This window comes from Mucilaginibacter limnophilus (genome assembly GCF_004005815.1).
In the GTDB taxonomy this organism is placed as follows: Bacteria; Bacteroidota; Bacteroidia; order Sphingobacteriales; family Sphingobacteriaceae; genus Mucilaginibacter; species Mucilaginibacter limnophilus.
On record NZ_SACK01000007.1, the window covers coordinates 209,241 to 231,624 of the forward strand.

Below are 22,384 nucleotides of genomic sequence, written 5' to 3' on the forward strand. Positions count from 1 at the left end.
CATGGCCGAATTAAATACTGATGCCCCACGTTCGGGCAGAAAAAGCCGTAAACGCATTGCAGCTCATGTTGACCTCACCGCGATGGTTGACCTTGCTTTTTTACTAATTACCTTCTTTATTTTTACAACAACGCTTAATAAACCCAAGGTTATGCCGGTGGCTATGCCTGTCGACGGGCCAAGCGAGCCTGTTGCTGCAAGCCGTACCTTACTATTTGTCCTGGTAACAATAACAAACTGGTATGGTATGTAGGGGAAACCAAAAAACCATTGCTTGGTCCGTACGTGGCCGATTATGGTAAAAATGGCTTACGTAAGGCCATAATTCAGGCCAAAGATTATGCACACAAGGCTTCGGGCAAGTTTTTGTTTGCCATTATAAAACCTGCTGACACTTCAGTGTATAGTGATTTGGTAAACACCCTAGACGAGATGGAAATAAATGACGTGCAATCATACGCTATTGCTAACATATCTGTCGAAGATATTAGTCTGCTAAAAGACCGCGGAATATATTAATAAGCGTTATAATGAACTCAAAGAAAGGCCAGGTTATAACCCGGCTTTTTTGTTGTGTATAAATAGGCTATTTTCTTTTATATCATCATACTAAAAAAATAGAAAGTAAGTTTTACCTTTGTACCCTGAAAAATTGTTGGCTTATGCGCCTGTTTTTTAATTGAATAAGGTGTGTTACAACATATCCGCTTTTTTAACGGCTTAATGGTAAAGGATCAGATAGACTTATTGAAAATGCCCAGGCATATTGCCATTATAATGGATGGTAATGGCAGGTGGGCAAAAACAAAGGGCAAATTGCGCGTTTTTGGCCATCATAACGGCGTAATTGCGGTAAGAGATGTGGTTGAAGGTGCCTGCGAGTTAGGTTTGGGATATCTTACCCTGTACACTTTTTCATCAGAGAACTGGAATCGCCCAAAGATTGAAGTTAACGCTATTATGGAATTGATGGTTAGCACTATTCATAAAGAAATAAACACCTTTATGCAAAATAACGTGCGCCTTAATGCCATTGGCGATTTGGATATGCTGCCTTCAAAATGTAATCGCGAACTGCATAACGCCATTGAAAAAACATCGGGTAATACCGGTTTGGTACTTACCCTGGCATTAAGCTACAGCTCGCGCCGAGAGATACTGCATGCCGCAAAAAGCATCGCGCTTAAAGTGCAAAAAGGGGAGTTAAGTGTTGATGATATTAATGATGAAGTATTTTCGCAAAACTTATATACCTACAACATGCCCGACCCTGAGCTGATGATACGCACCAGCGGCGAGTATAGAATAAGTAACTACCTGCTTTGGCAAATAGCCTATGCCGAGCTTTATTTCACCCAAAAACTGTGGCCCGATTTCAGGCGTGAAGACCTGTTTGAGGCCATTTTGGACTACCAGAAACGTGAAAGACGTTTCGGGTTGACAAGCGAGCAGTTAAACTAATTTTACTTTTAACACTATTTAACAACTGTTTAAACTATTTTTAGCCCACTAAAATATCCTTGATGTATAAATATATTCTTGCTGTATTTTCATTATTATGTATAACGGTTGCGGCAAACGCGCAGGTTACCGATACGGTTCCCGCAGGCCAAACGCCCGACTCGTTGAGCTATCTTAACCCCAAACAATATATTATTGGCGGAGTAACCGTAAGTGGTGTTAAAAACCTTGATAAAGACGCACTGATAACCATATCAAAACTCAACAAAGGCGAATCGATAACCCTTCCCGGTGAGGCTAATGCCCGCGTGGTAAAGGCTATGTATGAGCAAAATCTGTTTGATGATGTGCAACTAAACATAACCCGCGTTAACCTTGATACTGTATATCTGGAAATTGCGGTGGTTGAAAGGCCAAGGCTGTCCAGGTTGCATATAACCGGTATAAGCAAAGGCCAGATAGAGGATGTACAGAAAAAGCTGAACGATAAAACAGGAAAGATCGTTAACGAAAACCTGCTAAGCACAACAACTGCTATTATTTTAAGGCACTTCAACGAGAAAGGATATTATAATGCCACTGTTGATATAAAACAACGCCCTGATCCGGGAGATGAAAACAGTGTTATACTGGATGTCGCTGTAAACAGGGGTAAAAAGGTTAAAATAAAAAGCGTTGAGTTTGACGGTAACCAGGCATTTACTGATAAAAAATTACGTAAGTTTTTAAAGAATACACGTACCAAAAAGTTCTATAACATATTTGGCTCAAAGAAATTTAAGGAAGATAAATACCTTGAAGATAAACAAACGCTTGTTGAAAAAATGCAGGCTGAAGGTTATCGTGATGCACAGGTGTTAAGTGATACGGTAACACGTAATGATAATAACACTGTAAATGTAAAAATTAAAGTTTACGAAGGCCCTAAATATTATTTTGGTAACATCACATGGTCGGGCAACGCTAAATATCCAACCGATTATCTGAACAGAATATTGCGTATCAAAAAAGGTGATATATTTAGTGAGGAAGAGTTAACCAAAAGGTTATCGGGCCCAACACCAAGTAATGATGACGTATCATCATTATATCTTAACGATGGTTACCTGACTTATAATTCTGATCCGGTTCAAACCCGTATCTATGGCGATACAGTTGATCTTGATATCCGTATATATGAAGGTCCGCAATACACTATAAACCGCGTTTTGGTAAAAGGTAACGATGTTACCAATGATAAGGTAGTGCGCCGTGAAATACGTACAAAGCCTGGCCAGAAGTTTAACAAAGAACTCTTGATCCGCAGTACACGTGAACTTTCGCAGTTAGGTAGCTTCGACGAGCAGAAAACCGAACCTCGCCCTACTAATATCAATCCTGCTGACGGTACAGTTGATATAGAATATAATGTGGTTGAAAAACCTTCAGACCAGATTGAGCTTTCAGGTGGTTTCGGCGGCGGGCAACTGGTAGGTACGTTAGGTCTTTCGTTCAATAACTTCTCATTACGTAATATCTTCAATCTTGATGCTTATAAACCCCTGCCAAAAGGTGACGGACAAAGGTTGAGCTTAAGAGGTCAGTCGAGCGGTCGTTTGTATCAAAACTTTTCGTTCACCTTTAGTGAACCTTGGTTGGGCGGTAAGAAACCGATATTCTTCAGCTTATCGGCCTATACACAAGGCAGCTCAACCGGACAATATTATCCAAAATCAAGCCCATATTATAACAAGTTGCGTATAAACGGTGTTGGTGTTACTTTAGGTAAGCGTTTAAACTGGCCTGATAACTATTTCCAGTTAAACTACTCGCTTAACTTTGACCACTATAATCTGGATAACTATCCGGGATACCTGTTCAGCAACGGTACATCATATAATATCAAATTAACGCAGGAACTTAGCCGTAACTCACTGGATGCGCCTATTTATCCTACTATGGGTTCAAATATTAAATTTACGGTTCAGGCTACACCGCCTTATTCGTTATGGAACAATGTAAACTATAAAATTGCTACACCTGCCGAAAGATATAAGTGGGTTGAATACCATAAATGGAAATTTGATGCACAGTGGTTCCAACGCATTTATGGCAAGCTGGTAGTAATGTCACAGGCAAGGTTTGGCTTCCTGGGATCATACAATTCCCTTATTGAGTCGCCGTTTGAACGCTTTAAACTTGGTGGCGATGGGATGCAAACATACCAGTTTTTGCAGGGTAGCGAGATCATAGGTTTGCGCGGTTACCAAAACTTTTCAATTGTACCCGTTGGTTCTAATTATACAGCAAATAATAACCCGGGCAGTTCGATATATAATAAGTTTACGCTTGAACTTCGCCACCCGGTTATCAATAGCCAGTCGGCGACTATATTCCTGCTGGCATTTGCAGAAGGAGGTAACGCGTTCAACAGATTTAAAGATTACAGTCCGTTTAACGTGAAGCGTTCGGTAGGTGTAGGTGCAAGGATTTTTTTACCTATATTTGGCTTACTTGGTTTGGATTACGGTTATGGTTTCGATAGGATACCGGGTATACCTGATGCCAACAAAGGGCAATTCCACTTTTCAATATCACAAAGTTTATCAGGCGGGTTTAATTAATTGGAAAGATAAAGATGAAGAAGAGAATAATTTTAATAGCGGTTTTAACGTTTACTGCATTTGCAGGAGCATTTGCACAGCGTTTTGCTTTTGTTGATTCGGAATATATCATGAAGCATATCCCTGATTATATATCGGCACAAAAACAAATTAGCGCGCAATCAGACCAGTGGCAGAAAGAGGTTGAAGCGCGGTTTCAGGAGATTGACCGCTTGTACAAAGCCTACCAGGCCGACCAGGTGCTGATGACACCTGAAATGAAAAAACGCCGCGAGGCTGAAATTGTTGGGAAAGAAAAGGCTGCTAAGGATTTTCAGCGTGATAAATTTGGCCCTGAAGGCGAACTTTCACAAAGAAGTAACACGCTGATTAAACCAATTCAGGATAGAGTGTCTAAAGCTATACAAGCTGTTGCCGAAAGCGAAAATCTGGATATGATATTCGATAAGAACAGTGAGGTGCTGATGCTTTATGCTAATCCGCGTTATGACAAAAGTGACGCAGTAGTTACCCGCTTAGGTTTAAAACCGGGTAATTTTGTAAAGTAAATACTTCAAGTAAAAAATAACTATTATTAAACACACAACAGAACAAAAAGGAAAAATGAAAAGATTATTTAAGGTAGCTTTAGTGGCGGGTGCGATGCTGTTTTTAGGCAATATGGCTCAGGCGCAAAAAATTGGTCACATCAACTTTAACCAGCTGATTGATCAAATGCCTGAAACAAAAACCATCAAAACTCAGCTTGACGCTTATCAAAAAACGTTTGTTGACACTTACCAAACAATGGCTACTGAGTTTCAAACTAAAGGTCAGGCTTATGAAAAAGACCGTGCTACTATGAACGACGCTGCTCGTACGGTTAAAGAAAACGAACTGCAAGACCTGCAAAAACGTATTCAGGATTTTCAAAACGACGCGCGTGGTAAAGTTGAAGCAAAAAGCAACGAACTTACCAAACCGTTATTTACTAAAGCAAAAGATGCTATATCAGCTGTAGCAAAAGAAAAAGGTTACTCATATGTACTTGATTCTTCACAAACTGAGCTTTTAGTTTCTCCTACAGCAGACGATATGATGGCTGCGGTAAAATTGAAATTAGGCTTAAAGTAATAGCATAATTATTATGACATAAAAGCGTGCCGCATTACGGCGCGCTTTTTTATTTTTGCAGCGTGTTAAACAAACCTATAGGTATTTTTGATTCAGGTTACGGCGGGCTAACGGTTTTCCGTTCTATTGCCGCGCAGTTGCCTGAGTATGATTATATCTATTTGGGCGATAACGGACGCTCGCCTTATGGTAACCGTTCGTTTAAAACCATACACGAGTACACATGGGAATGTGTACAATGGTTGTTTAAGCAGGGCTGTCCGCTTATAATTCTGGCTTGTAACACCGCGTCAGCAAAAGCTTTGCGCACGATACAACAACAAGACATGCCCGGACTGCATACCGACGAACGGGTATTAGGGGTTATCCGCCCAACAGCTGAAGTAATAGGCAACTACACTCAAACCGGCGAGATTGGCGTACTCGGTACAAAGGGTACCGTACAGTCTGAATCATACCTTATCGAAATACAAAAGTTCTTTCCTGAAATAAAAGTACACCAACAAGCCTGTCCGCTTTGGGTGCCTTTAATAGAAACCGGGGAATACAATAATCCCGGCGCCGACTACTTTGTTCAGCTTTATCTTGATCAGTTGCTTGAGCAATCGGCAAACATTGATACCATACTGCTCGCTTGTACCCATTATCCGCTGCTTCAGGACAAGATAGAAAAACATCTGCCGCAAGATATAAAAGTAGTTGCGCAAGGCGATATAGTAGCCGAAAGCCTGGTTGATTATCTGCAGCGCCATCCCGAGATGGAAGAGAGACTAAGCAAAGGCGGCAGTCGTAAATTCTTCACCACATCAGATGATACCCAGGATTTTGATCATCACGCGTCGATGTTTTTCTGCTCGGCTGTTCAGTCGGAGTATGTGTCGGTAAAGTAGCGGGAAGTCATGCTGAACCTGATTCAGCATCTCATGCAACTGAATGTCCTGAGAGATCCCGAAACAAGTTCGGGATGAAATAATATTACTAACCAACACATGCCTTATTAAGATTAACTGTCGATAATCTACCAAACATGTCGATTATTAGCGGCGCATTTGCTAAGTTTGCACCCAAAGCTTTTGGGCATTGAATTTCTATCTTTTATATATCGCCATTGCTGTCGGGCTGTTCGCTTTTGCCGCTTTCTTTGCATTGTTTGGCGTATATGCCGAGCGCAAGGTGTCTGCGTATATTCAGGATAGGTTAGGGCCTACAGAAACAGGCAAGTTTGGCACACTGCAAACCCTTGCCGATATACTGAAGATGATACAAAAAGAGCTTATCATCCCTGCCAAAGCCGATAAATGGCTGTTCCTGCTGGCGCCTGTAATTATTTTTGTAGCCGTGTATATGGGTTTTGCCGCGATGCCCTGGGCTCCCGGGCTTGTGCCTTCAAAAATTAACATAGGCTTGTATTATGTGTTCGCCATTATCTCAATAGAAACATTGGGTATATTGATGGCAGGCTGGGGCTCAAACAATAAATATTCGATATTAGGGGCGATGCGCTCTGCAGCGCAGATCATTTCATATGAAATTCCTGCAGGCTTTGCCATCATATCGGCGGTTATGATAGCGCAATCGCTAAGTCTGCAAGATATTGCCACACAACAAGGCATTCTATCTGCAGAAAAAATTAAGTTTCTGGGCTTTTGGGAAGTTACCAATACCGGTGGCATACTTAGCTGGAACATCTTTCGTGCGCCGCATTTACTGGTAGCATTTGTGATATATTTTATTGCTTCGCTGGCCGAATCAAACCGTGCCCCGTTTGATATTCCGGAAGCTGAATCAGAACTTGTAGCCGGCTTTCACACCGAATACAGCGGATTAAGTTTTGCTTTCGTTTTTTTGGCCGAGTATTCGATGATGTTCCTGGTTTCGATGATAGGTGTGGTGTTATTTTTAGGGGCCTGGAATACACCTTTGCCAAATATGAGTGTATTAAAGTTGGCTGACTGGACAACTAATGCATGGTGGGGTATTATTTGGATCGCTTTAAAAACGCTGGCATTGGTAGGTGTACAAATGTGGATACGCTGGACATTGCCTCGCCTGCGGGTTGATCAGTTGATGAACCTGTGCTGGAAAGTGCTTACCCCGCTTGCATTTTTATGTATGCTGGTATCGGGCGTGTGGCGGTTGTGGTTGATGTGAGTTGTCGAAGTGCATGGTGACAGGTATAGTAGTTTGAGTTTAAAATTTAGTTTTTAGAGTTTAGAATTAAAACCAATATTTTGATTAAAAACGCAATAAATGGATTAATTACGGCATGGAAGGGATTAGGCCTTACCATACGGCATTTATTTGCGTCGAGTAAAGAGCGTGAAATAAAGCACGTTAGTGAGGATAACTATTTTAAGCAGCTTGAAGGAACAAATACTATCCAGTATCCCAAGCAAAAGCTGCCGGTACCAGAAGTTGGTCGTTACCAGTTGGATGTAGAAATGGACGATTGCATTGTGTGTGACCTTTGCGCCAAAATCTGTCCGGTTGATTGCATTACCATCGAATCAATAAAAGCTACCGAGGCCATTGGGCAAACTAGTGATGGTACAACCAAGCGCCTGTACGCCGCCCACTTTGACATTGACATGGCCAAGTGCCTGTTTTGTGGTTTGTGTACCATTGTGTGCCCTACCGAGTGTATTACCATGACCAATGAGTACGATCGTACCGTTTTCGAGCTGAAAGATCTTACCTACACGTTTGCCGATATGCCTGAAGAGGAGCGCGACGAAAAACGTGCATTACTTGAAAAGCAACAAGCCGAAAAGCAGGCCGCTAAACTTGCCGCCATGAAAAAGAAGGAGGAAGGGCAATGAGCATGGTAAAAATACTTTTCTATGTAATGGCGACTGTGGCTGTGTTTTCAGGATTGTATGTTGCGGCATCAAAAAACCTGGTACGTTCGATCTTTATGTTCTTTGTGACATTACTTGCCCTTGCCGGCTTGTATGTGATAGCGCTTGCCGACTTTGTGGCCATTACCCAGATAGTGATCTATGTTGGCGGTATATTGGTATTGATCCTGTTCGCTTTTATGCTATCGGGTAAAGAAACACTCGAGGCCGTACAGCAGCAGAAAGACAGGTTTATCAGCCTGAGTAAATTACCCTCGGTATTACTGGCATTGCTGTTTTTTGCTGTAATGGCTTATGTATTTTATAACAGCGGCGCTGATAATCTGACGTGGACAAAACAAGCAGTACAAACGGGACAGGTGATCAAAGCAAACGAAAGCCTTATTGAAAACATCGGTGTAAACCTGATGACACGATACCTGTTGCCATTTGAGGCCATTTCGATATTGTTATTACTCGCCCTGGTTGGCGCGGCTCATCTGAGCAGAAAGGAGCAGCAGGCATGATAGGGCTTACTGATTTCCTGTTAGTAAGCGCAGCGTTGTTTTGCACCGGCTTGTATATGGTGGTATCAAAAAACAATGCAGTGCAAATACTGATAGGCATTGAATTGATGCTGAATGCCGCCATTTTAAACCTGGTGGCTTTCGGCAGGTTTGATAAGATCAACAATGGAGGGCAGGTTTTCGCACTGTTTGCCATTGTGCTGGCAGCGGCCACAACAGCAGTTGCTTTAGCTATAATACTGAACGTTTACCGCCGATATAAAACTATTGATCCGGGTAAGATAAACACTTTGGGCGATTAAAATGAAAAGGTTAATAATCACTTTAACAGTTTTATTGTTTGCCTGCAGCCTGTATGCGCAGGGCGTTATTTTCAGGCGAGATACTACCGGTGGTTTTAAAGGTGTGTACTGCATTGGTCCGCTCGATCTTACAAAAGGTCCACTGATTATTTGTGATGATATAAGTATTGACAGTACCGAACTGAAGCACATGAATCGCGACAGAATCTACAGCATACGGATTATAGAAGATTCGCTTGCAACGCTGCTGTATGGCAAGGCTGCCGAAAAAGGCGCCATCATCGTAACAACAACTAAAAAGAAAAAAGCTAAGAGATAATTGGGTACCGATCAGGCACATATCGATCATATACAAACCTTTCATACGCTGGTTGTGCTTGTGCTGCCTTTGCTGGCGGCCATAATAGGTGTAATTGTTCCATCAAAGTATAAGATAGCAGGCTGGATATCCACCATTGCTATATTGCTAAGCGCGGTATTCGCTATAGGTGTTTTTACCGGGGTATGGAATGTTACCACTGTGCATACCCAAACGTTGTGGTTTACCATTGCCAGCACAAATGTTTACGCAGGCATTTGGCTAAATAATTTATCGGTTTTAATGCTGGCGCTGGTATCAGTCATTGCGGTGCCTGTGCATATCTATTCGCTCAAGTACATGCAGCACGACGAGCGTTTTAACCGTTATTTCACTTACCTAAGTTTCTTCTGCTTCAGCATGCTGGCACTGGTAGTGGTTGATAGCCTGGTGCTGTTTTACGCTTTCTGGGAGTTAGTTGGCTTTTCGTCGTACCTGCTTATCGGCTTTTGGTTTACCCGCGATAAAGCGGTACAAGCCAACAAGAAAGCCTTTATTATGAACCGTATCGGCGATATCGGCCTGCTGGCAGGTATAATCATCATCTTTGCGCAGTTTAAAACGTTTGATTTGGTACAGCTTTTTGGCGAAGGCGGACTGATCAGCCAATCAGTATTAACAAATGGACAATGGATATCGCCGGTTGGGCAAATGCCTGAATTGTGGCAATATATAGCCTGTGGCGGCATCTTTCTGGCTGTGGCTGCCAAGTCGGCACAATTCCCATTACATAACTGGCTGCCCGACGCTATGGAAGGACCAACCTCTGTTTCGGCGTTGATACATGCCGCTACCATGGTCGCCGCGGGCGTGTTCCTGCTTGGCCGGGCATATCCCATATTCAATTTATACGAACTGAATACGCTTGCCATAATCGGCTGTTTTACCGCATTTATGGCGGCCACCATTGCGCTAACGCAAAATGATTTGAAGCGCATACTGGCCTACTCAACCATTTCGCAACTTGGTTTCATGATAATGGCCATGGGAGTAGGCGCATATGCTTCATCGCTGTTTCATTTGGCTACGCACGCCTTTTTTAAATGTCTGCTGTTTTTGGTAGCAGGTGTGGTGATACATGAAATGCAGCACATCCGTGAAGAGAATAACCTCGATATTGATCCGCAGAATATTCTGTATATGGGTGGTCTTCGTAAAAAATTGCCGCTTACCTTTATAGCCGCTATTGTTGGTGCGCTGGCACTTATAGGTGTTCCGCTAACATCAGGGTTTTTGTCAAAAGACGGTATTTTGATACAGGCATTTGTATGGGCCGAGGGGAAAAGCTGGATTTACCAGGTAATGCCTGTGATGGCTTTGTTCACTACCTGGCTAACGGCGTTTTATGTAAGCCGGATGATTGTAAAGGTTTTCTTCGGAAAGTTCAGGCTGCTTGATATTAACCCCGGCATACATCTGCACATAAGCGATGGCGGTTGGTATTATAAGGTACCGTTGGCACTGCTTTCGTTTTGCAGTTTGTTCCCATTATTCTCGCTTAATCCGTTAATTTATGAGCATGCCTGGTTGTTTGACGGACTTAAGCCTTCTAACTTTCTCGAGAGGGTAAACATATATCATACTCTTGTCCCGATAGGGGTTAACATTTTAAGCGTTGTGGTAATGTATACCGCTTACGCTTTGTATGTTAAGCGTAACTATACTTTCCCGCAGCATACAGCGCTGTTCAGGCTATCGTATAACGAATGGTATATTGACAAAGCATACAACAAAGGCATTGTTAAAGCTGTGCTTTGGATTAGTAACGCATTATACTGGTTCGATAAAAATATTATTGACGGTATAGTGAACGTGTTTCGTAAGGTTGCGATTACCCTTTCCGAGCTGGCCGTGTGGGTAGACCGCTATGTTATCGACGGCATATTATATTTGCTAACTGTTTTTGTACGGCGCACGGGTAATTTGGTGCGGCTGTTTCAGGGCGGCAAGGTGCAAATTTACTTATACAGTATGCTGGCCGCGGTACTGTTAATATTTATTTTAAAATTCATCATTTAACCTGAATGAACCTTTTAACCATATTGATATTTATTCCGGTTGTGTTCGGGGCGCTTATTTTGCTGCTGCCTTCGGCATGGCGCGGAAGCTTCAAATACCTTACCCTGCTGGCTACTGTTTTGCAGCTTGCACTGAGTGTTTACATATACATCAACTTTAAAACGGGGGCTGAGGTTGGCGGAATTAACCAGGAATCACAGTTTCAGTTTGTTCAGAAATTGCCATGGATAAGTCTTGACCTTGGCACATTAGGCAAAATGCAGGTAGATTATTTTGTAGGTATCGATGGTATTTCGGTAACGCTGCTTGTAATGAGCGCTCTCGTGATGGTAATTGCTACGCTGGCCTCATGGGAAATTACCAGTAACCTGAAGGGCTACTTTGCTTTATTCTTACTGCTGGATATGGCCGTAATCGGCGTTTTCTGCGCACTCGATTTCTTTTTGTTCTACCTGTGCTATGAGCTTATGCTTCTTCCATTGTACTTCCTGATAGGAATGTGGGGCGGTGTACGGCGTGAATATGCGGCTATAAAATTCTTCCTGTACACCTTGTTCGGTTCGGTATTTATGCTGCTGGTAATTATTGGCCTCTACCTATCGGTAACCGATCCGGCTACCGGAAGCCATACTTTTAACATGGTGCAAATGATGAACCCGGCCAACTACAGTGATGGCTCGGTTTTCTCAGTGGTGTCGCAGTCAACAATCTTTGGTGCTCCCGCTCGGGTGATAGGTTTTGTAGTGCTGTTCATCGCTTTTGCTATAAAGGTGCCGATTGTTCCGCTGCATACCTGGCTGCCGGTTGCGCACGTTGAAGCACCAACGCCGGTATCTATTATCCTTGCGGGAGTTCTGCTTAAAATTGGTGGTTATGGTATTATTCGTATTTGTATCAGTATTTTCCCTGACGTAGCAGCATCCGGCTCCTTCTGGCTTGGACTGATAGGCGTAATATCTATATTATATGGCGCTCTGAATGCGCTTGCGCAGCGCGACTTAAAACGCATGATCGCTTATTCATCAGTATCACACATGGGTTTTGTGCTGTTGGGAATTGCCTCGCAAACGGCCGAAGGCATAAGCGGCGCCATGCTGCAAATGGTAAGTCATGGCTTTTTGTCATCAATGCTGTTCTTTTTGGTGGGCGTGGTATATAACCGGGTTCACGACAGGGATATTTATAATTTCCGCGGACTGGGCAACGTCATGCCGAAATATACTGCCTTTGTTATGATCGCCTTTTTCGCGTCGCTTGGCTTACCGGGGTTCTCGGCATTTGTGGCCGAAGCGTTCACGCTGGCAGGCGCTTTCAAATCGTCGGCAGCAAATGGTTTGCCGTACTGGATGGCCATTGGCGGATCGGTTGGTATCTTACTAAGCGCAGCTTATTTATTATGGACACTGCAGCGCATGTTCTTTGGCAAAACCTCATTTATGGGCGGCGAAGTTTGGAGCGTAGCCCTCAAAGATATTAACCTACGCGAAACGATTACACTGGTACCACTGGCAGCTATGGCTTTATTATTAGGAATTATGCCGTCGCTGGTATTTAATGCTATCAATAGTAGTGTACTGGCGCTAGTGGATTTGGTAGGAGCAAAATAATTTAAGATAGTTTTATGGAAATCTGCATGATCGTACATCTTCTGTATAAATAAAAACAGAAGTATTATTAAACATTAACGGTCATGCCAAAAAAACTACTAACCTTAGCCGCCTTATTACTTACCGTTCAATTGATTTACGCGTATGACGGGCCAACTGTAAGTACAAAAGTTTCTAAAGTAACTATCTTTTTAAACAGTGCGCAGGTAACGCGAACAGCTTCGGTGAGTATCCCGGCAGGTACATCAACGTTAGTATTTAATGATCTTTCGCCGGATATTGATGTGCAAAGCATACAAGTAAAATCAGCAGGTGAGTTTACAATACTTTCTGTTAAGCATGAGCTCGACTTCCTTAATCAGCAGGTAAAAGAGAAGCGCATTAATGAACTGGAAACGCAAAAGAAAATAGTTCAAGATAAACTGGATATGCAGAATAACTTGCTGGCCATATACGAGGAAGAAAGCAACATGCTGCTCAAGAACCAGAATGTAGCCGGTCAGGGAAGCCTTGATCTGATAAAATTGCGCCAGGCGCTTGAGTTTCAAACAGCTAAGCTGACTGAGATAAAAAAGAAACAGCAGGCTGTAAAAAATGAGATCACTGTATTGACTGCCCAGATGCAGAAATATAATAAACAAATTGCCGAGGTGCAGGGCGCAAATAACAAGGCAACAAGCAATATACTGGTTACCGTATCGTCAAAATCGGCGGTACAATCGGTGTTTATGTTGTATTACGTAGTTAACAACGCGGCGTGGTATCCAACGTATGATATCCGCGCAAAAAATGTTAACAGCCCTGTCAACATCACTTACAAGGCCAACGTTTCGCAACAGTGCGGTGAGGAGTGGAAAGGTGAGGAGTGGAAAAATGTTAAGCTTACACTATCAACAGGTAACCCAACCATAAGCGGTTCAAAACCCGAGCTGAATCCGTTTTACCTCAACCCGGGTATGTATTACGCCTCGACAGGTAGCATTACACGTGTTACCGGTAAGGTTGTTGATAATGCTGGTGAGGTGCTTCCGGGGGTAACCATCAGGGTAAAAGGTACATCAATAGGCACAGTAACAGATGCTAAAGGAAATTATTCCGTACAGCTTCCCGCAGGCCCACAAACACTGGTATTAAGTTATGTTGGTTTTGAAACAAAAGAGGTTCAGGTTGACCGCCCTAATATAGTTGTGATGCTTAAAGAAAGCGCCCAACATTTGGACGAAGTAGTAGTTGTAGGTTACGGGGCAACTGACAAAGTAGAAGACAGGCTTGCCGGAAAGGTTGCAGGAGTTGCGATACAACAACAAACTATTCCTGTTGCTGTCACAAAACAAGAACAGCAAACCAATATTGAGTTCGATATAACAAACCCTTATACTATTCCGGGCGACGGTAAGCAATACCTGGTTGAAATAAACAGCGTTGACATTAATGCCGATTACCGTTATTATACAGTACCTAAACTAAGTACCGATGTCTTCCTGACAGCTACGCTTACCGATTGGAACCAATACAGTTTTTTATCCGGCGAAGCCAACTTGTTTTTCGAGGGTACATTTATAGGTAAATCGCTTATTGATACACATTCAACAAATGATACCCTTAGCCTGTCGCTCGGAACCGACAGAAATATTGTGGTTACCCGCACACTTCAAAAAGATCTGAAACAAAAGAAAAACTTTGGCTCTACCATAAAAGAAAGCCGCGATTGGCTGATCACTGTTAAAAACCGCAAAAGCCAGCCTATAAATATTTTAGTTGAAGACCAGGTTCCGGTATCACAAAACTCATCTATTAATGTAGAGGTGCAGGATGTATCAGGTGCAAAAATGGATAACGCAACCGGTAAACTTTCCTGGAGTTTTATATTAAATTCGCAGCAGGATAAAAAAGCCGGATTAAAATACCTGGTAAGTTATCCCAAAAATCAAACGGTTATAGTAGAATAAATGCACGAACTGTTACCATCAATACAAGGCCAGCTAAGCCAGATCCTTGAGGATATTAAATATTTTATCCCTGAGATATACTTTAGTGTGCTTTTCTTGGTGGTTTTACTGGCTGATTTACTATTCGGTAAAAACTCTGCCGCTTACTGCAAAGCCATCGCCATAGCAGGATTGGTGATCGTGCTGTTTAAAGATTATGAACAGTATGCATTGTTAACTAAAAAAGGCGATGTGTTTCCGATTCTTAGCAATATGCTGTTTCTGCATTCGCAGGCACTGTCGTTCAAAATAATCATCGATGTGTTATTGGTGGCGCTGGTTCTCTATTTTTCGTGGGATGAAAAGTTGGCGGCACACCCCAAAGGCTTATCCGACTTATACACTATTGTAATCGGTTCGGCATTAGGTCTGCATTTAATGGTAATGGCGATGAACATGATGTCGCTTTTCCTGGGTATCGAGTTTGTATCTATAGCATCATACCTGTTGGTGGCCTACCGTTCAGAAAATGCGCTGAGTGCCGAAGCGGGATTGAAATATGTATTATTCGGCGCGGCATCATCCGCAGTATTGCTATATGGCATATCGCTTTTATATGGACTTACCGGCACGCTCGACTTGTTTAACGATGGTTTTATAGAGCAGTTAACAGGTGCAAATTCGGCGGCCGCTGTACTTGCTTTGGCATTAGTATTAGCAGGCATAGGCTTCAAACTATCGTTTGTTCCTGTTCATTTTTGGGTACCCGATGTTTATGAAGGTGCTCCAACGCCTATCACGGCGTACTTATCAACCGTACCCAAAATTGCCGCCTTCGCTTTACTCGTGAATTTCCTTACCCCATTTATAGCGATGGGGCAGGCGCCGGTAAATTTACGACTGGTACTTGGTGTTATCGGCATTGTTACCATGATAGCGGGCAATTTTGCTGCCATCGCTCAAAATAATGTAAAGCGTATGCTGGCCTATTCAAGTATCGGGCATACCGGTTTTGCGTTAATGGCAATTGTTACCTTTTCACCGCAGGGTTTAACATCGTTAATATACTATTTAGCGGTTTATAGCATTGCAAATATTGGCGCCTTGGTGCTGGCTTCATATTTTACCAATGCTACCGGCGCCGAAATAATAAGCGGTTACAAAGGTTTAGGCTTTAAATATCCGGTGGCGTCAGTTTGTTTCGTAATTATATTGATTTCCTTAACCGGAATTCCGATTTCCGCAGGATTTACCGGTAAATTATTTGTTTTTTCAACTGCTTATGGCGCCTATCAGCAAAATCACGAAGGATTATTACTCGCAATGCTGATAACGGGCGCTGTCACAACCGTACTTTCACTCTTCTACTACATTAAAATACCTCTAAATCTATTTCTGAAAAAGACAAACAATGGCATTGTTTCAGGATATGGAGGTGTAAATATTCTTATATTATCAATTGTAATTGCTGTTATCGTAATTTTACTTGGGTTTTTTCCAAATCTTCTCTATAATTTATTTTAAAGAGAGAAAAATGAGTTAGTTTTTTGAAAATTGCCATGAATAGTGTGGTTTTTATAATAAAAATCATATTTTCACGCCACATTTTTAACTAAACATTGATGAAACGCGTTTTTCCTTTTTTACTTATCGTTGTTGCATTAGTACTAACTTTTATTTTTCCTTCAATTGAACTGAATGATGCAGGTCCTGCTCAATTTGACAAAGGAGACATAGCCTGGATGCTGATGTCGACCGCGTTGGTACTGATTATGACCCCCGGTTTGGCGTTCTTTTACGGCGGTATGGTAAATAAAAAGAATGTGATATCAACCATGCTGCAAAGCATTGTTTGTATGGTTATCATCACCGTGATCTGGGGAATTTTCGGTTTTAGCTTAGCCTTTGGCGAAAGCATTGGTGGCGTTATCGGTAATCCTTCAACGTTTTTTATGATGAAAGGTATGTTAGGCACCGCCACCTGGCCATTAGCGCCAACTATTCCGCTGCTGCTGTTTGCCATGTATCAGCTGAAGTTCGCTATCATTACCCCGGCGCTTATTACAGGTGCCTTTGCCGAACGTATCCGCTTTAACTCGTATATCATTTTCCTGGTATTATTCTCAATATTTATATTCTCACCACTTGCGCACTCAACCTGGCACCCTGATGGTGTTTTGGCTAAAATGGGTGTGCTTGACTTTGCAGGCGGTACGGTAGTGCACATGTCTGCAGGGTGGGCTGCTCTTGCTTCGGCTATCTATTTGAAACGCCGTAATGAGGCTAATCACTCACCCGCACGTATCACTTATGTAATAATTGGTACGGGTTTACTTTGGTTTGGTTGGTTTGGGTTTAATGCAGGTTCAGCCCTTGGCGCTAATCCATTAGCGGTTACTGCGCTGGCTACCAGTACTACTGCTTCGGCGGCTGCAGGTATAACCTGGGTATTTTTTGATATGCTGCGTAAACGCAAGCCATCGGCAATGGGTACCTGTATAGGTGCCGTTGTGGGTTTAGTGGCCATCACACCGGCAGCAGGTTTTGTATCGGTGCCACACTCGCTGGCTATCGGCATAATATCAGCTATAATAAGTAATCTGGTGGTTGAATGGCGTACACGCACCTCAATTGACGATACGCTCGACGTATTCCCATGCCACGGCGTAGGTGGTATGGTAGGTATGCTGCTTACAGGTGTTTTTGCCCACAAAAACGTAAATCCCGGTATAGCAAACGGTAACGGGTTGTTTTTTGGCGAAACGCATTTATTTCTTATTCAACTATTAGCACTGGTGGGCACTTCACTATTCGCTTTTTTTGGCTCATTGTTGTTGCTTAAAATAACGGATATGATATCGCCGCTGCGGGTTTCTGTTGAAGAGGAGATCGCCGGATTAGATATCAGTCAGCACGGAGAAAAATTATAATATAATTCAGATACAAGCCCGGTTAACCGGGCTTTTTTGTTGTATTAAAAATTATATCGCAGTAACCATAACTTAGAACTATACGTAGTAAGCCTATTATTGAGCTAACTTAATGTTAAATTAGTGATAAATTTTAATGCACTGTTATGACAATGATAATAGGAAGTTCCAACATTAAAGTTGTACTTTTGCAACCTCATTACAACTCATGAGCGATCAGATCAAGCATGAATGCGGTGTGGCGTTTATCCGCTTAAGAAAGCCACTTTCATATTACCAGCAAAAGTACGGCACTGCGCTGTATGGTTTAAACAAGCTTTACCTTTTAATGGAAAAACAGCACAACCGCGGGCAAGACGGCGCGGGCGTTGCTACCATTAAACTGGACATTGAACCCGGCAAGCGCTACATCAGCCGCCACCGCTCAATGGCCTCAAATGCTGTTGCCGACATTTTTGAATACATTCAGAAAAAGTTTGCCGACATACAAAAGGAAGCGCCCGAAAAACTTGCCGATGCCGACTGGCTGAAAGAAAATGTGAGCTTTACGGGCGAAGTTCTTTTAGGTCACCTGCGTTATGGCACCCATGGTAAAAACAGTATCGAGAGCTGCCACCCGTTTTTAAGACAAAACAACTGGCAAACCCGTAACCTGGTTATTGCCGGTAACTTCAACATGACCAATGTTGACGAACTGCTGCAGCAATTGTACGAACTAGGCCAGCATCCAAAAGAAAAAGCTGATACCGTTACTGTATTGGAAAAGATAGGCCATTTCCTTGATACCGAGGTGCAGGGCTTGTTTGATCAGTATAAGCGCGAAGGTTTGGACGATAATATGGAGATCAGCAAGCTGATAGCTAATGATATGGATGTTGCAAAGATCTTGCGGAAATCGGCCAAGAACTGGGATGGTGGATATACCATTGCCGGTATATTAGGTCATGGCGATGCCTTTGTAATGCGCGACCCGGTTGGTATCCGTCCGGCGTATTATTTTTATAATGATGAGGTGGTTGTAGCGGCGTCTGAAAGACCTGCACTGCAAACCGCCTTTAACATACCTGTTGATCAGATTCAGGAAATTAAGCCCGGCCATGCGCTTATTGTTAAAAAGAATGGCGATGTAAGCGAAGAGCAGTTCAGTGAACCGCTTGAAAAGAAATCATGCTCATTCGAGCGTATTTATTTCTCGCGCGGCAGCGATTCATCTATTTACCGTGAGCGTAAGCAATTAGGCAGACTATTGTGCCCACAGATATTAAACGCTGTTGATCACGACATAAGAAATACTGTGTTCTCCTATATCCCTAATACTGCTGAAGTGGCATTTTACGGAATGGTTGAGGGCGTACACAAATACATCAAACAATACCAGCGCGACAGGCTGCTTAATCGTGAGGATAAGATCTCAGACGAAGAACTGACCGAAGTTCTGCAGCTGGCCCCCCGTGTTGAAAAGATCGCTATTAAAGACGTTAAGCTGCGTACCTTCATCACTCAGGATGCCGACCGCAGCGAGATGGTGGCACATGTATATGATACTACTTATGGTCTTATAAATAAGAACACCGATACTTTAGTGGTATTGGACGACTCCATCGTTCGCGGTACTACGTTAAAGCAAAGTATACTGAAGATATTAGACAGGCTGGGTCCAAAAAAGATCATCGTGGTATCTTCTGCTCCCCAAATACGCTACCCTGATTGTTACGGTATCGATATGTCGCGCATGGGTGAGTTTGTGGCGTTTGAAGCAGTTATTAGCCTTTTGAAAGATGCCGGTAAGGAAGACATTATCCTGAAGGTATATCAGCAATGCAAAGACAGCCAAAAACTGCCGAAAGAACAAGTGCAGAATTATGTAAAAGCTATTTATGAGCCGTTTACAGATCAGGAAGTATCTGACCGTATTGCCAAGATTATCACACCGAAAGACATCAAAGCTGAAGTACAGGTGATCTACCAAACTCTGGATAACCTGCACACTGCCTGCCCCGACCATACCGGTGACTGGTATTTCTCAGGCGACTATCCAACTCCGGGTGGTAACAAGATAGTCAATCGCGCCTTTGTTAACTGGATGGAAGGCCGTAACCAAAGGGCTTACATGTAAGAAATCCCTGACCCCCGGAAGGGGGGACAGAATATTAACGCTCCGTTTTACGGGGCGTTTTTTGTTTAAGTTGAAAAGGAAATCAGAAAGATGTCATTTCGACCGCAGGGAGAAATCTTTTGAAATGTATTCTGCTTGCTGCTTAGAGAAGATATCTCCTTGTACCTCGTCGATATGGCAGGCTAATTCAAAGCTTTGGGTTGGGCAAATCTGCGTAATTCCAAGGCATGCTCAAAAAAACACTATCTAAAATTAAGCACCTGACGGCGCCGAGAACACATAATGTGTAACAAGCCTGTCGAAAAGTACTATAGACGCGATAATTAGCGCCCAGCCGGCAATTATGTTAAGTTTATGTACAAAGTTTACTGAAAGTCGTTGACGCAGCTTATTAGCATAAAATGCTTTCACCGTATCAAGCCCGAATTGTACAATAAGGATAGTGAGAAACATAATACCTATTTTTAAATGATGATCCTTAACGCCCTCATGGTAAATGGTGCTGGCAAAACCGATAATGGTTATCCAGTGAAACAAGATGGTAGGGTTGAAAATACACATTAAAAAACCCTTCAAAAAGTAACCTGTACGCTTAAGTTTTGAAGGGGTAGTATTATTATAATTTATGTCTGATTTTTTGAAGAGATAGTAAACGCCTACGGTGAGTAAAATTATACAGCCTACTATACCAACGTTGGTTTTGGTTTGTGGGGTTATGCTTACCAGTTGTGAACCGAAAAGGATGGCGCCGACAAATACTGCATCGCTGGCAACTATACCCAGCGCCAAAGCCACACCGGCATGAAAGCCCCGCTCGATACTGGTTTTTATTAAGGCGAAAAATACAGGGCCGGTTATGAAGGTTAAAACCAATCCAAAACCTATCCCTGAAAATATAGCATCTATCATTAACTACTTGTTAGGTCAGTTATTGTTTTTTGAGCATACGAATATGCAATTTATCTTACGAAACAAAAAAATAATATGCATGCCCTATTTAATGTAAATCTTATAACAGGAAATTATAAAAATTGATTTAAGTTAGGGGCTTTAAAAATATTCCCTAAGTACAACCAATACATACAATGGAACAAAACAAAACAAAAAGCTACGGTTCGGCATTGTACACGCTTATTACCGTGTTCTTTTTCTGGGGCTTTGTAGCTGCAAGTAACGACATTCTGATCCCTGTTTTTAAGGAAAAGCTTAACCTTGAGCAATGGCAATCGCAAATGATATCATTTGCCTTCTACGTGGCTTATACCGTAGGTTCTATAATTTATACTTTCATATCAAAGCAAATTGGTGGTGATATCCTTAATCGTATTGGTTACCGTAATGGTATTGCACTTGGTTTGGTTATTTCTGCGCTGGGTACTTTATTGTTCTATCCTGCTGCCGAAACTGCTTCATTTTATATTATGATCACCGGCTTGTTTATTGTAGGTTTAGGCTTTTCGTTACAGCAAATTGCTGCTAACGCACTTGCAGTTGCCCTTGGCGATCCAAAAACGGGTGCGCAACGCTTAAGTCTTGCAGGTGGTGTAAACAACTTTGGTACTACCATTGGTCCGCTATTGGTAAGTTTGGCCATATTCGGTTCGGTAACTGCAAGTTCATCTGTTGCCAGCATCAGCGCGGTAAAGGTTCCTTACCTTATACTGGGCGCTTTATTTATTGTAGTTGCGCTTGTATTTAAGTTTTCAAACATCCCTAACAAAATAGAAACGGAAGAAGATACTATTGACCTGAGCAGCCCAACCGACGTGTCAAACGTAGCAACTCATGGTGAAAAGAACGGCGCATTAAATTACCTGCAATTATCGCTGGGTATGATTGCCATCTTCCTGTATGTAGGTGTCGAGGTATCTACGGCAAGTAACCTGCCTGAGTATATGTCGAAAAAGCTTGGTGTGGCAACGCACAACATCGCGCCATTCGTGTCATTATATTGGGCAAGCTTGATGATAGGCCGCTGGACAGCCTCAATAGGTGCATTCAATGTAAGCGGTAGTATGAAGAAAGTTTTGAATGTACTGGTGCCGTATCTGGCTTTTGGGGTATTCCTGTTTGTTAATAAGCTGGCACAGCATGATGTTACACCTTTTTATGTTTACGGCTTTGTGATTATTGCCATGATAGTGGGAGATATGCTAAGCAAGGGTAACCCTGCAAGGTTGCTGTTCATATTCTCGGCAATGGCTATTATCGCGTTGTTCATCGGTATGCTTACCTCGGGTATGCTAAGCGCGTTCGCGTTCATCAGCGTAGGTTTATTCTGCTCAACTTTGTGGCCTTGTATCTATACACTGGCGGTATCAGGCTTAGGTAAATACACCAACCAGGGTTCAGGCTTCCTGATCATGATGATTATGGGCGGTGGCTTTATCAGCTTGTTGCAAGGTGTACTTGCCGACGATAAATTCCTGGGTATTCAATGGTCCTACCTGGTAGGGGTGGCTTGCTTTACTTACCTGGCTTTCTACGCTCTTAAAGCACAAAGCATTCTTAAAAAACAAGGTATCAACTTTGACGAACTGGAAGTTAAAGGCGGACACTAAATATTAGTTAATAGAGATTGAT

At 42.5% G+C, this 22,384-nt stretch carries 20 protein-coding genes; 19 read left to right on the forward strand and 1 reads right to left on the reverse strand.

What is annotated here, in order from left to right; all coding sequences use genetic code 11:
• The first annotated feature begins 1 nt into the window (after position 1).
• The 18 genes from EOD41_RS21075 to EOD41_RS15890 all read left to right on the forward strand — a co-directional run bounded on the left by EOD41_RS21075 (position 2) and on the right by EOD41_RS15890 (position 19,801).
• The gene (locus EOD41_RS21075) at positions 2-253 is read left to right on the forward strand and encodes an ExbD/TolR family protein (RefSeq protein WP_240663444.1); all 252 of its coding nucleotides are present in this window, start codon (positions 2-4) and stop codon (positions 251-253) included.
• 17 nt (positions 254-270) lie between these two features.
• Entirely contained in the window at positions 271-519 is a 249-nt protein-coding gene (locus EOD41_RS21080) for a hypothetical protein (RefSeq protein ID WP_240663445.1), read from the forward strand.
• A gap of 204 nt (positions 520-723) precedes the next feature.
• A complete protein-coding gene (locus EOD41_RS15815) occupies positions 724-1,461 on the forward strand; it encodes an isoprenyl transferase (RefSeq protein ID WP_127706774.1) in 738 nt (245 codons plus the stop codon).
• Positions 1,462-1,523: 62 nt separating this feature from the next.
• Positions 1,524-4,064, forward strand: coding sequence for an outer membrane protein assembly factor BamA (bamA, locus tag EOD41_RS15820; RefSeq protein ID WP_127706680.1), 2,541 nt, complete (start codon positions 1,524-1,526; stop codon positions 4,062-4,064).
• A gap of 14 nt (positions 4,065-4,078) precedes the next feature.
• The gene (locus EOD41_RS15825; protein WP_127706682.1) at positions 4,079-4,612 is read left to right on the forward strand and encodes an OmpH family outer membrane protein; all 534 of its coding nucleotides are present in this window, start codon (positions 4,079-4,081) and stop codon (positions 4,610-4,612) included.
• A 55-nt stretch (positions 4,613-4,667) separates the two neighbouring features.
• A complete protein-coding gene (locus EOD41_RS15830; RefSeq protein WP_127706683.1) occupies positions 4,668-5,177 on the forward strand; it encodes an OmpH family outer membrane protein in 510 nt (169 codons plus the stop codon).
• 62 nt (positions 5,178-5,239) lie between these two features.
• Positions 5,240-6,067, forward strand: a complete 828-nt coding sequence (gene murI / locus EOD41_RS15835; RefSeq protein WP_127706685.1) for a glutamate racemase — start codon at positions 5,240-5,242, stop codon at positions 6,065-6,067.
• A gap of 190 nt (positions 6,068-6,257) precedes the next feature.
• On the forward strand, positions 6,258-7,328 hold the full coding sequence (nuoH, locus tag EOD41_RS15840; RefSeq protein ID WP_127706687.1) for an NADH-quinone oxidoreductase subunit NuoH: 1,071 nt from the start codon (positions 6,258-6,260) through the stop codon (positions 7,326-7,328).
• 77 nt (positions 7,329-7,405) lie between these two features.
• Complete coding sequence (locus tag EOD41_RS15845) at positions 7,406-7,996, forward strand: NuoI/complex I 23 kDa subunit family protein (protein ID WP_394342472.1); 591 nt, start codon at positions 7,406-7,408, stop codon at positions 7,994-7,996.
• Positions 7,993-8,541, forward strand: coding sequence for an NADH-quinone oxidoreductase subunit J family protein (locus tag EOD41_RS15850; protein ID WP_127706691.1), 549 nt, complete (start codon positions 7,993-7,995; stop codon positions 8,539-8,541). Before EOD41_RS15845 ends, EOD41_RS15850 begins: the two co-directional genes overlap by 4 nt.
• Positions 8,538-8,843 (forward strand): NADH-quinone oxidoreductase subunit NuoK, encoded by a 306-nt coding sequence (gene nuoK / locus EOD41_RS15855; protein ID WP_127706693.1) that lies wholly within the window; start codon positions 8,538-8,540, stop codon positions 8,841-8,843. The genes EOD41_RS15850 and nuoK overlap by 4 nt, the downstream gene beginning before the upstream one ends.
• Before the next feature lies 1 nt (position 8,844).
• On the forward strand, positions 8,845-9,162 hold the full coding sequence (locus EOD41_RS15860) for a hypothetical protein (protein ID WP_127706696.1): 318 nt from the start codon (positions 8,845-8,847) through the stop codon (positions 9,160-9,162).
• The gene (locus tag EOD41_RS15865; RefSeq protein ID WP_240663449.1) at positions 9,163-11,220 is read left to right on the forward strand and encodes an NADH-quinone oxidoreductase subunit 5 family protein; all 2,058 of its coding nucleotides are present in this window, start codon (positions 9,163-9,165) and stop codon (positions 11,218-11,220) included.
• A 5-nt stretch (positions 11,221-11,225) separates the two neighbouring features.
• Positions 11,226-12,827, forward strand: coding sequence for a complex I subunit 4 family protein (locus tag EOD41_RS15870; RefSeq protein ID WP_127706698.1), 1,602 nt, complete (start codon positions 11,226-11,228; stop codon positions 12,825-12,827).
• A gap of 83 nt (positions 12,828-12,910) precedes the next feature.
• Positions 12,911-14,776, forward strand: a complete 1,866-nt coding sequence (locus tag EOD41_RS15875; protein WP_127706700.1) for a mucoidy inhibitor MuiA family protein — start codon at positions 12,911-12,913, stop codon at positions 14,774-14,776.
• A complete protein-coding gene (locus EOD41_RS15880) occupies positions 14,777-16,279 on the forward strand; it encodes an NADH-quinone oxidoreductase subunit N (protein WP_127706702.1) in 1,503 nt (500 codons plus the stop codon).
• A gap of 98 nt (positions 16,280-16,377) precedes the next feature.
• Positions 16,378-17,685 (forward strand): ammonium transporter, encoded by a 1,308-nt coding sequence (locus EOD41_RS15885; protein ID WP_127706704.1) that lies wholly within the window; start codon positions 16,378-16,380, stop codon positions 17,683-17,685.
• Between the two features lie 208 nt (positions 17,686-17,893).
• Positions 17,894-19,801 carry an amidophosphoribosyltransferase gene (locus tag EOD41_RS15890; RefSeq protein ID WP_127706706.1) on the forward strand — a complete coding sequence of 636 codons (1,908 nt, stop codon included), beginning with the start codon at positions 17,894-17,896 and terminating at the stop codon, positions 19,799-19,801.
• Positions 19,802-20,053: 252 nt separating this feature from the next.
• Here the strand turns inward: EOD41_RS15890 and EOD41_RS15895 are convergent, their stop codons facing one another.
• Positions 20,054-20,710 carry a LysE family translocator gene (locus EOD41_RS15895; RefSeq protein WP_127706708.1) on the reverse strand — a complete coding sequence of 219 codons (657 nt, stop codon included), beginning with the start codon at positions 20,708-20,710 and terminating at the stop codon, positions 20,054-20,056.
• Positions 20,711-20,886: 176 nt separating this feature from the next.
• On the opposite strand from EOD41_RS15895, the gene EOD41_RS15900 reads away from it, so the two are divergent.
• On the forward strand, positions 20,887-22,362 hold the full coding sequence (locus EOD41_RS15900) for an MFS transporter (protein ID WP_127706710.1): 1,476 nt from the start codon (positions 20,887-20,889) through the stop codon (positions 22,360-22,362).
• Positions 22,363-22,384 lie beyond the last annotated feature (22 nt).

Bases quoted from the DNA above. Each gene is read 5' to 3' on its own strand.
- EOD41_RS15880 (WP_127706702.1), top strand. From the start codon at position 14,777: ATGCACGAACTGTTACCATCAATACAAGGCCAGCTAAGCCAGATCCTT.
- nuoK (WP_127706693.1), top strand. From the start codon at position 8,538: ATGATAGGGCTTACTGATTTCCTGTTAGTAAGCGCAGCGTTGTTTTGC.
- EOD41_RS15895 (WP_127706708.1), bottom strand. From the start codon at position 20,710: ATGATAGATGCTATATTTTCAGGGATAGGTTTTGGATTGGTTTTAACC.
- EOD41_RS15825 (WP_127706682.1), top strand. From the start codon at position 4,079: ATGAAGAAGAGAATAATTTTAATAGCGGTTTTAACGTTTACTGCATTT.
- EOD41_RS21075 (WP_240663444.1), top strand. From the start codon at position 2: ATGGCCGAATTAAATACTGATGCCCCACGTTCGGGCAGAAAAAGCCGT.
- EOD41_RS15885 (WP_127706704.1), top strand. From the start codon at position 16,378: ATGAAACGCGTTTTTCCTTTTTTACTTATCGTTGTTGCATTAGTACTA.
- EOD41_RS15830 (WP_127706683.1), top strand. From the start codon at position 4,668: ATGAAAAGATTATTTAAGGTAGCTTTAGTGGCGGGTGCGATGCTGTTT.
- EOD41_RS15815 (WP_127706774.1), top strand. From the start codon at position 724: ATGGTAAAGGATCAGATAGACTTATTGAAAATGCCCAGGCATATTGCC.
- EOD41_RS15860 (WP_127706696.1), top strand. From the start codon at position 8,845: ATGAAAAGGTTAATAATCACTTTAACAGTTTTATTGTTTGCCTGCAGC.
- bamA (WP_127706680.1), top strand. From the start codon at position 1,524: ATGTATAAATATATTCTTGCTGTATTTTCATTATTATGTATAACGGTT.
- EOD41_RS15900 (WP_127706710.1), top strand. From the start codon at position 20,887: ATGGAACAAAACAAAACAAAAAGCTACGGTTCGGCATTGTACACGCTT.
- EOD41_RS15890 (WP_127706706.1), top strand. From the start codon at position 17,894: ATGAGCGATCAGATCAAGCATGAATGCGGTGTGGCGTTTATCCGCTTA.
- EOD41_RS15875 (WP_127706700.1), top strand. From the start codon at position 12,911: ATGCCAAAAAAACTACTAACCTTAGCCGCCTTATTACTTACCGTTCAA.
- EOD41_RS15870 (WP_127706698.1), top strand. From the start codon at position 11,226: ATGAACCTTTTAACCATATTGATATTTATTCCGGTTGTGTTCGGGGCG.
- EOD41_RS15850 (WP_127706691.1), top strand. From the start codon at position 7,993: ATGAGCATGGTAAAAATACTTTTCTATGTAATGGCGACTGTGGCTGTG.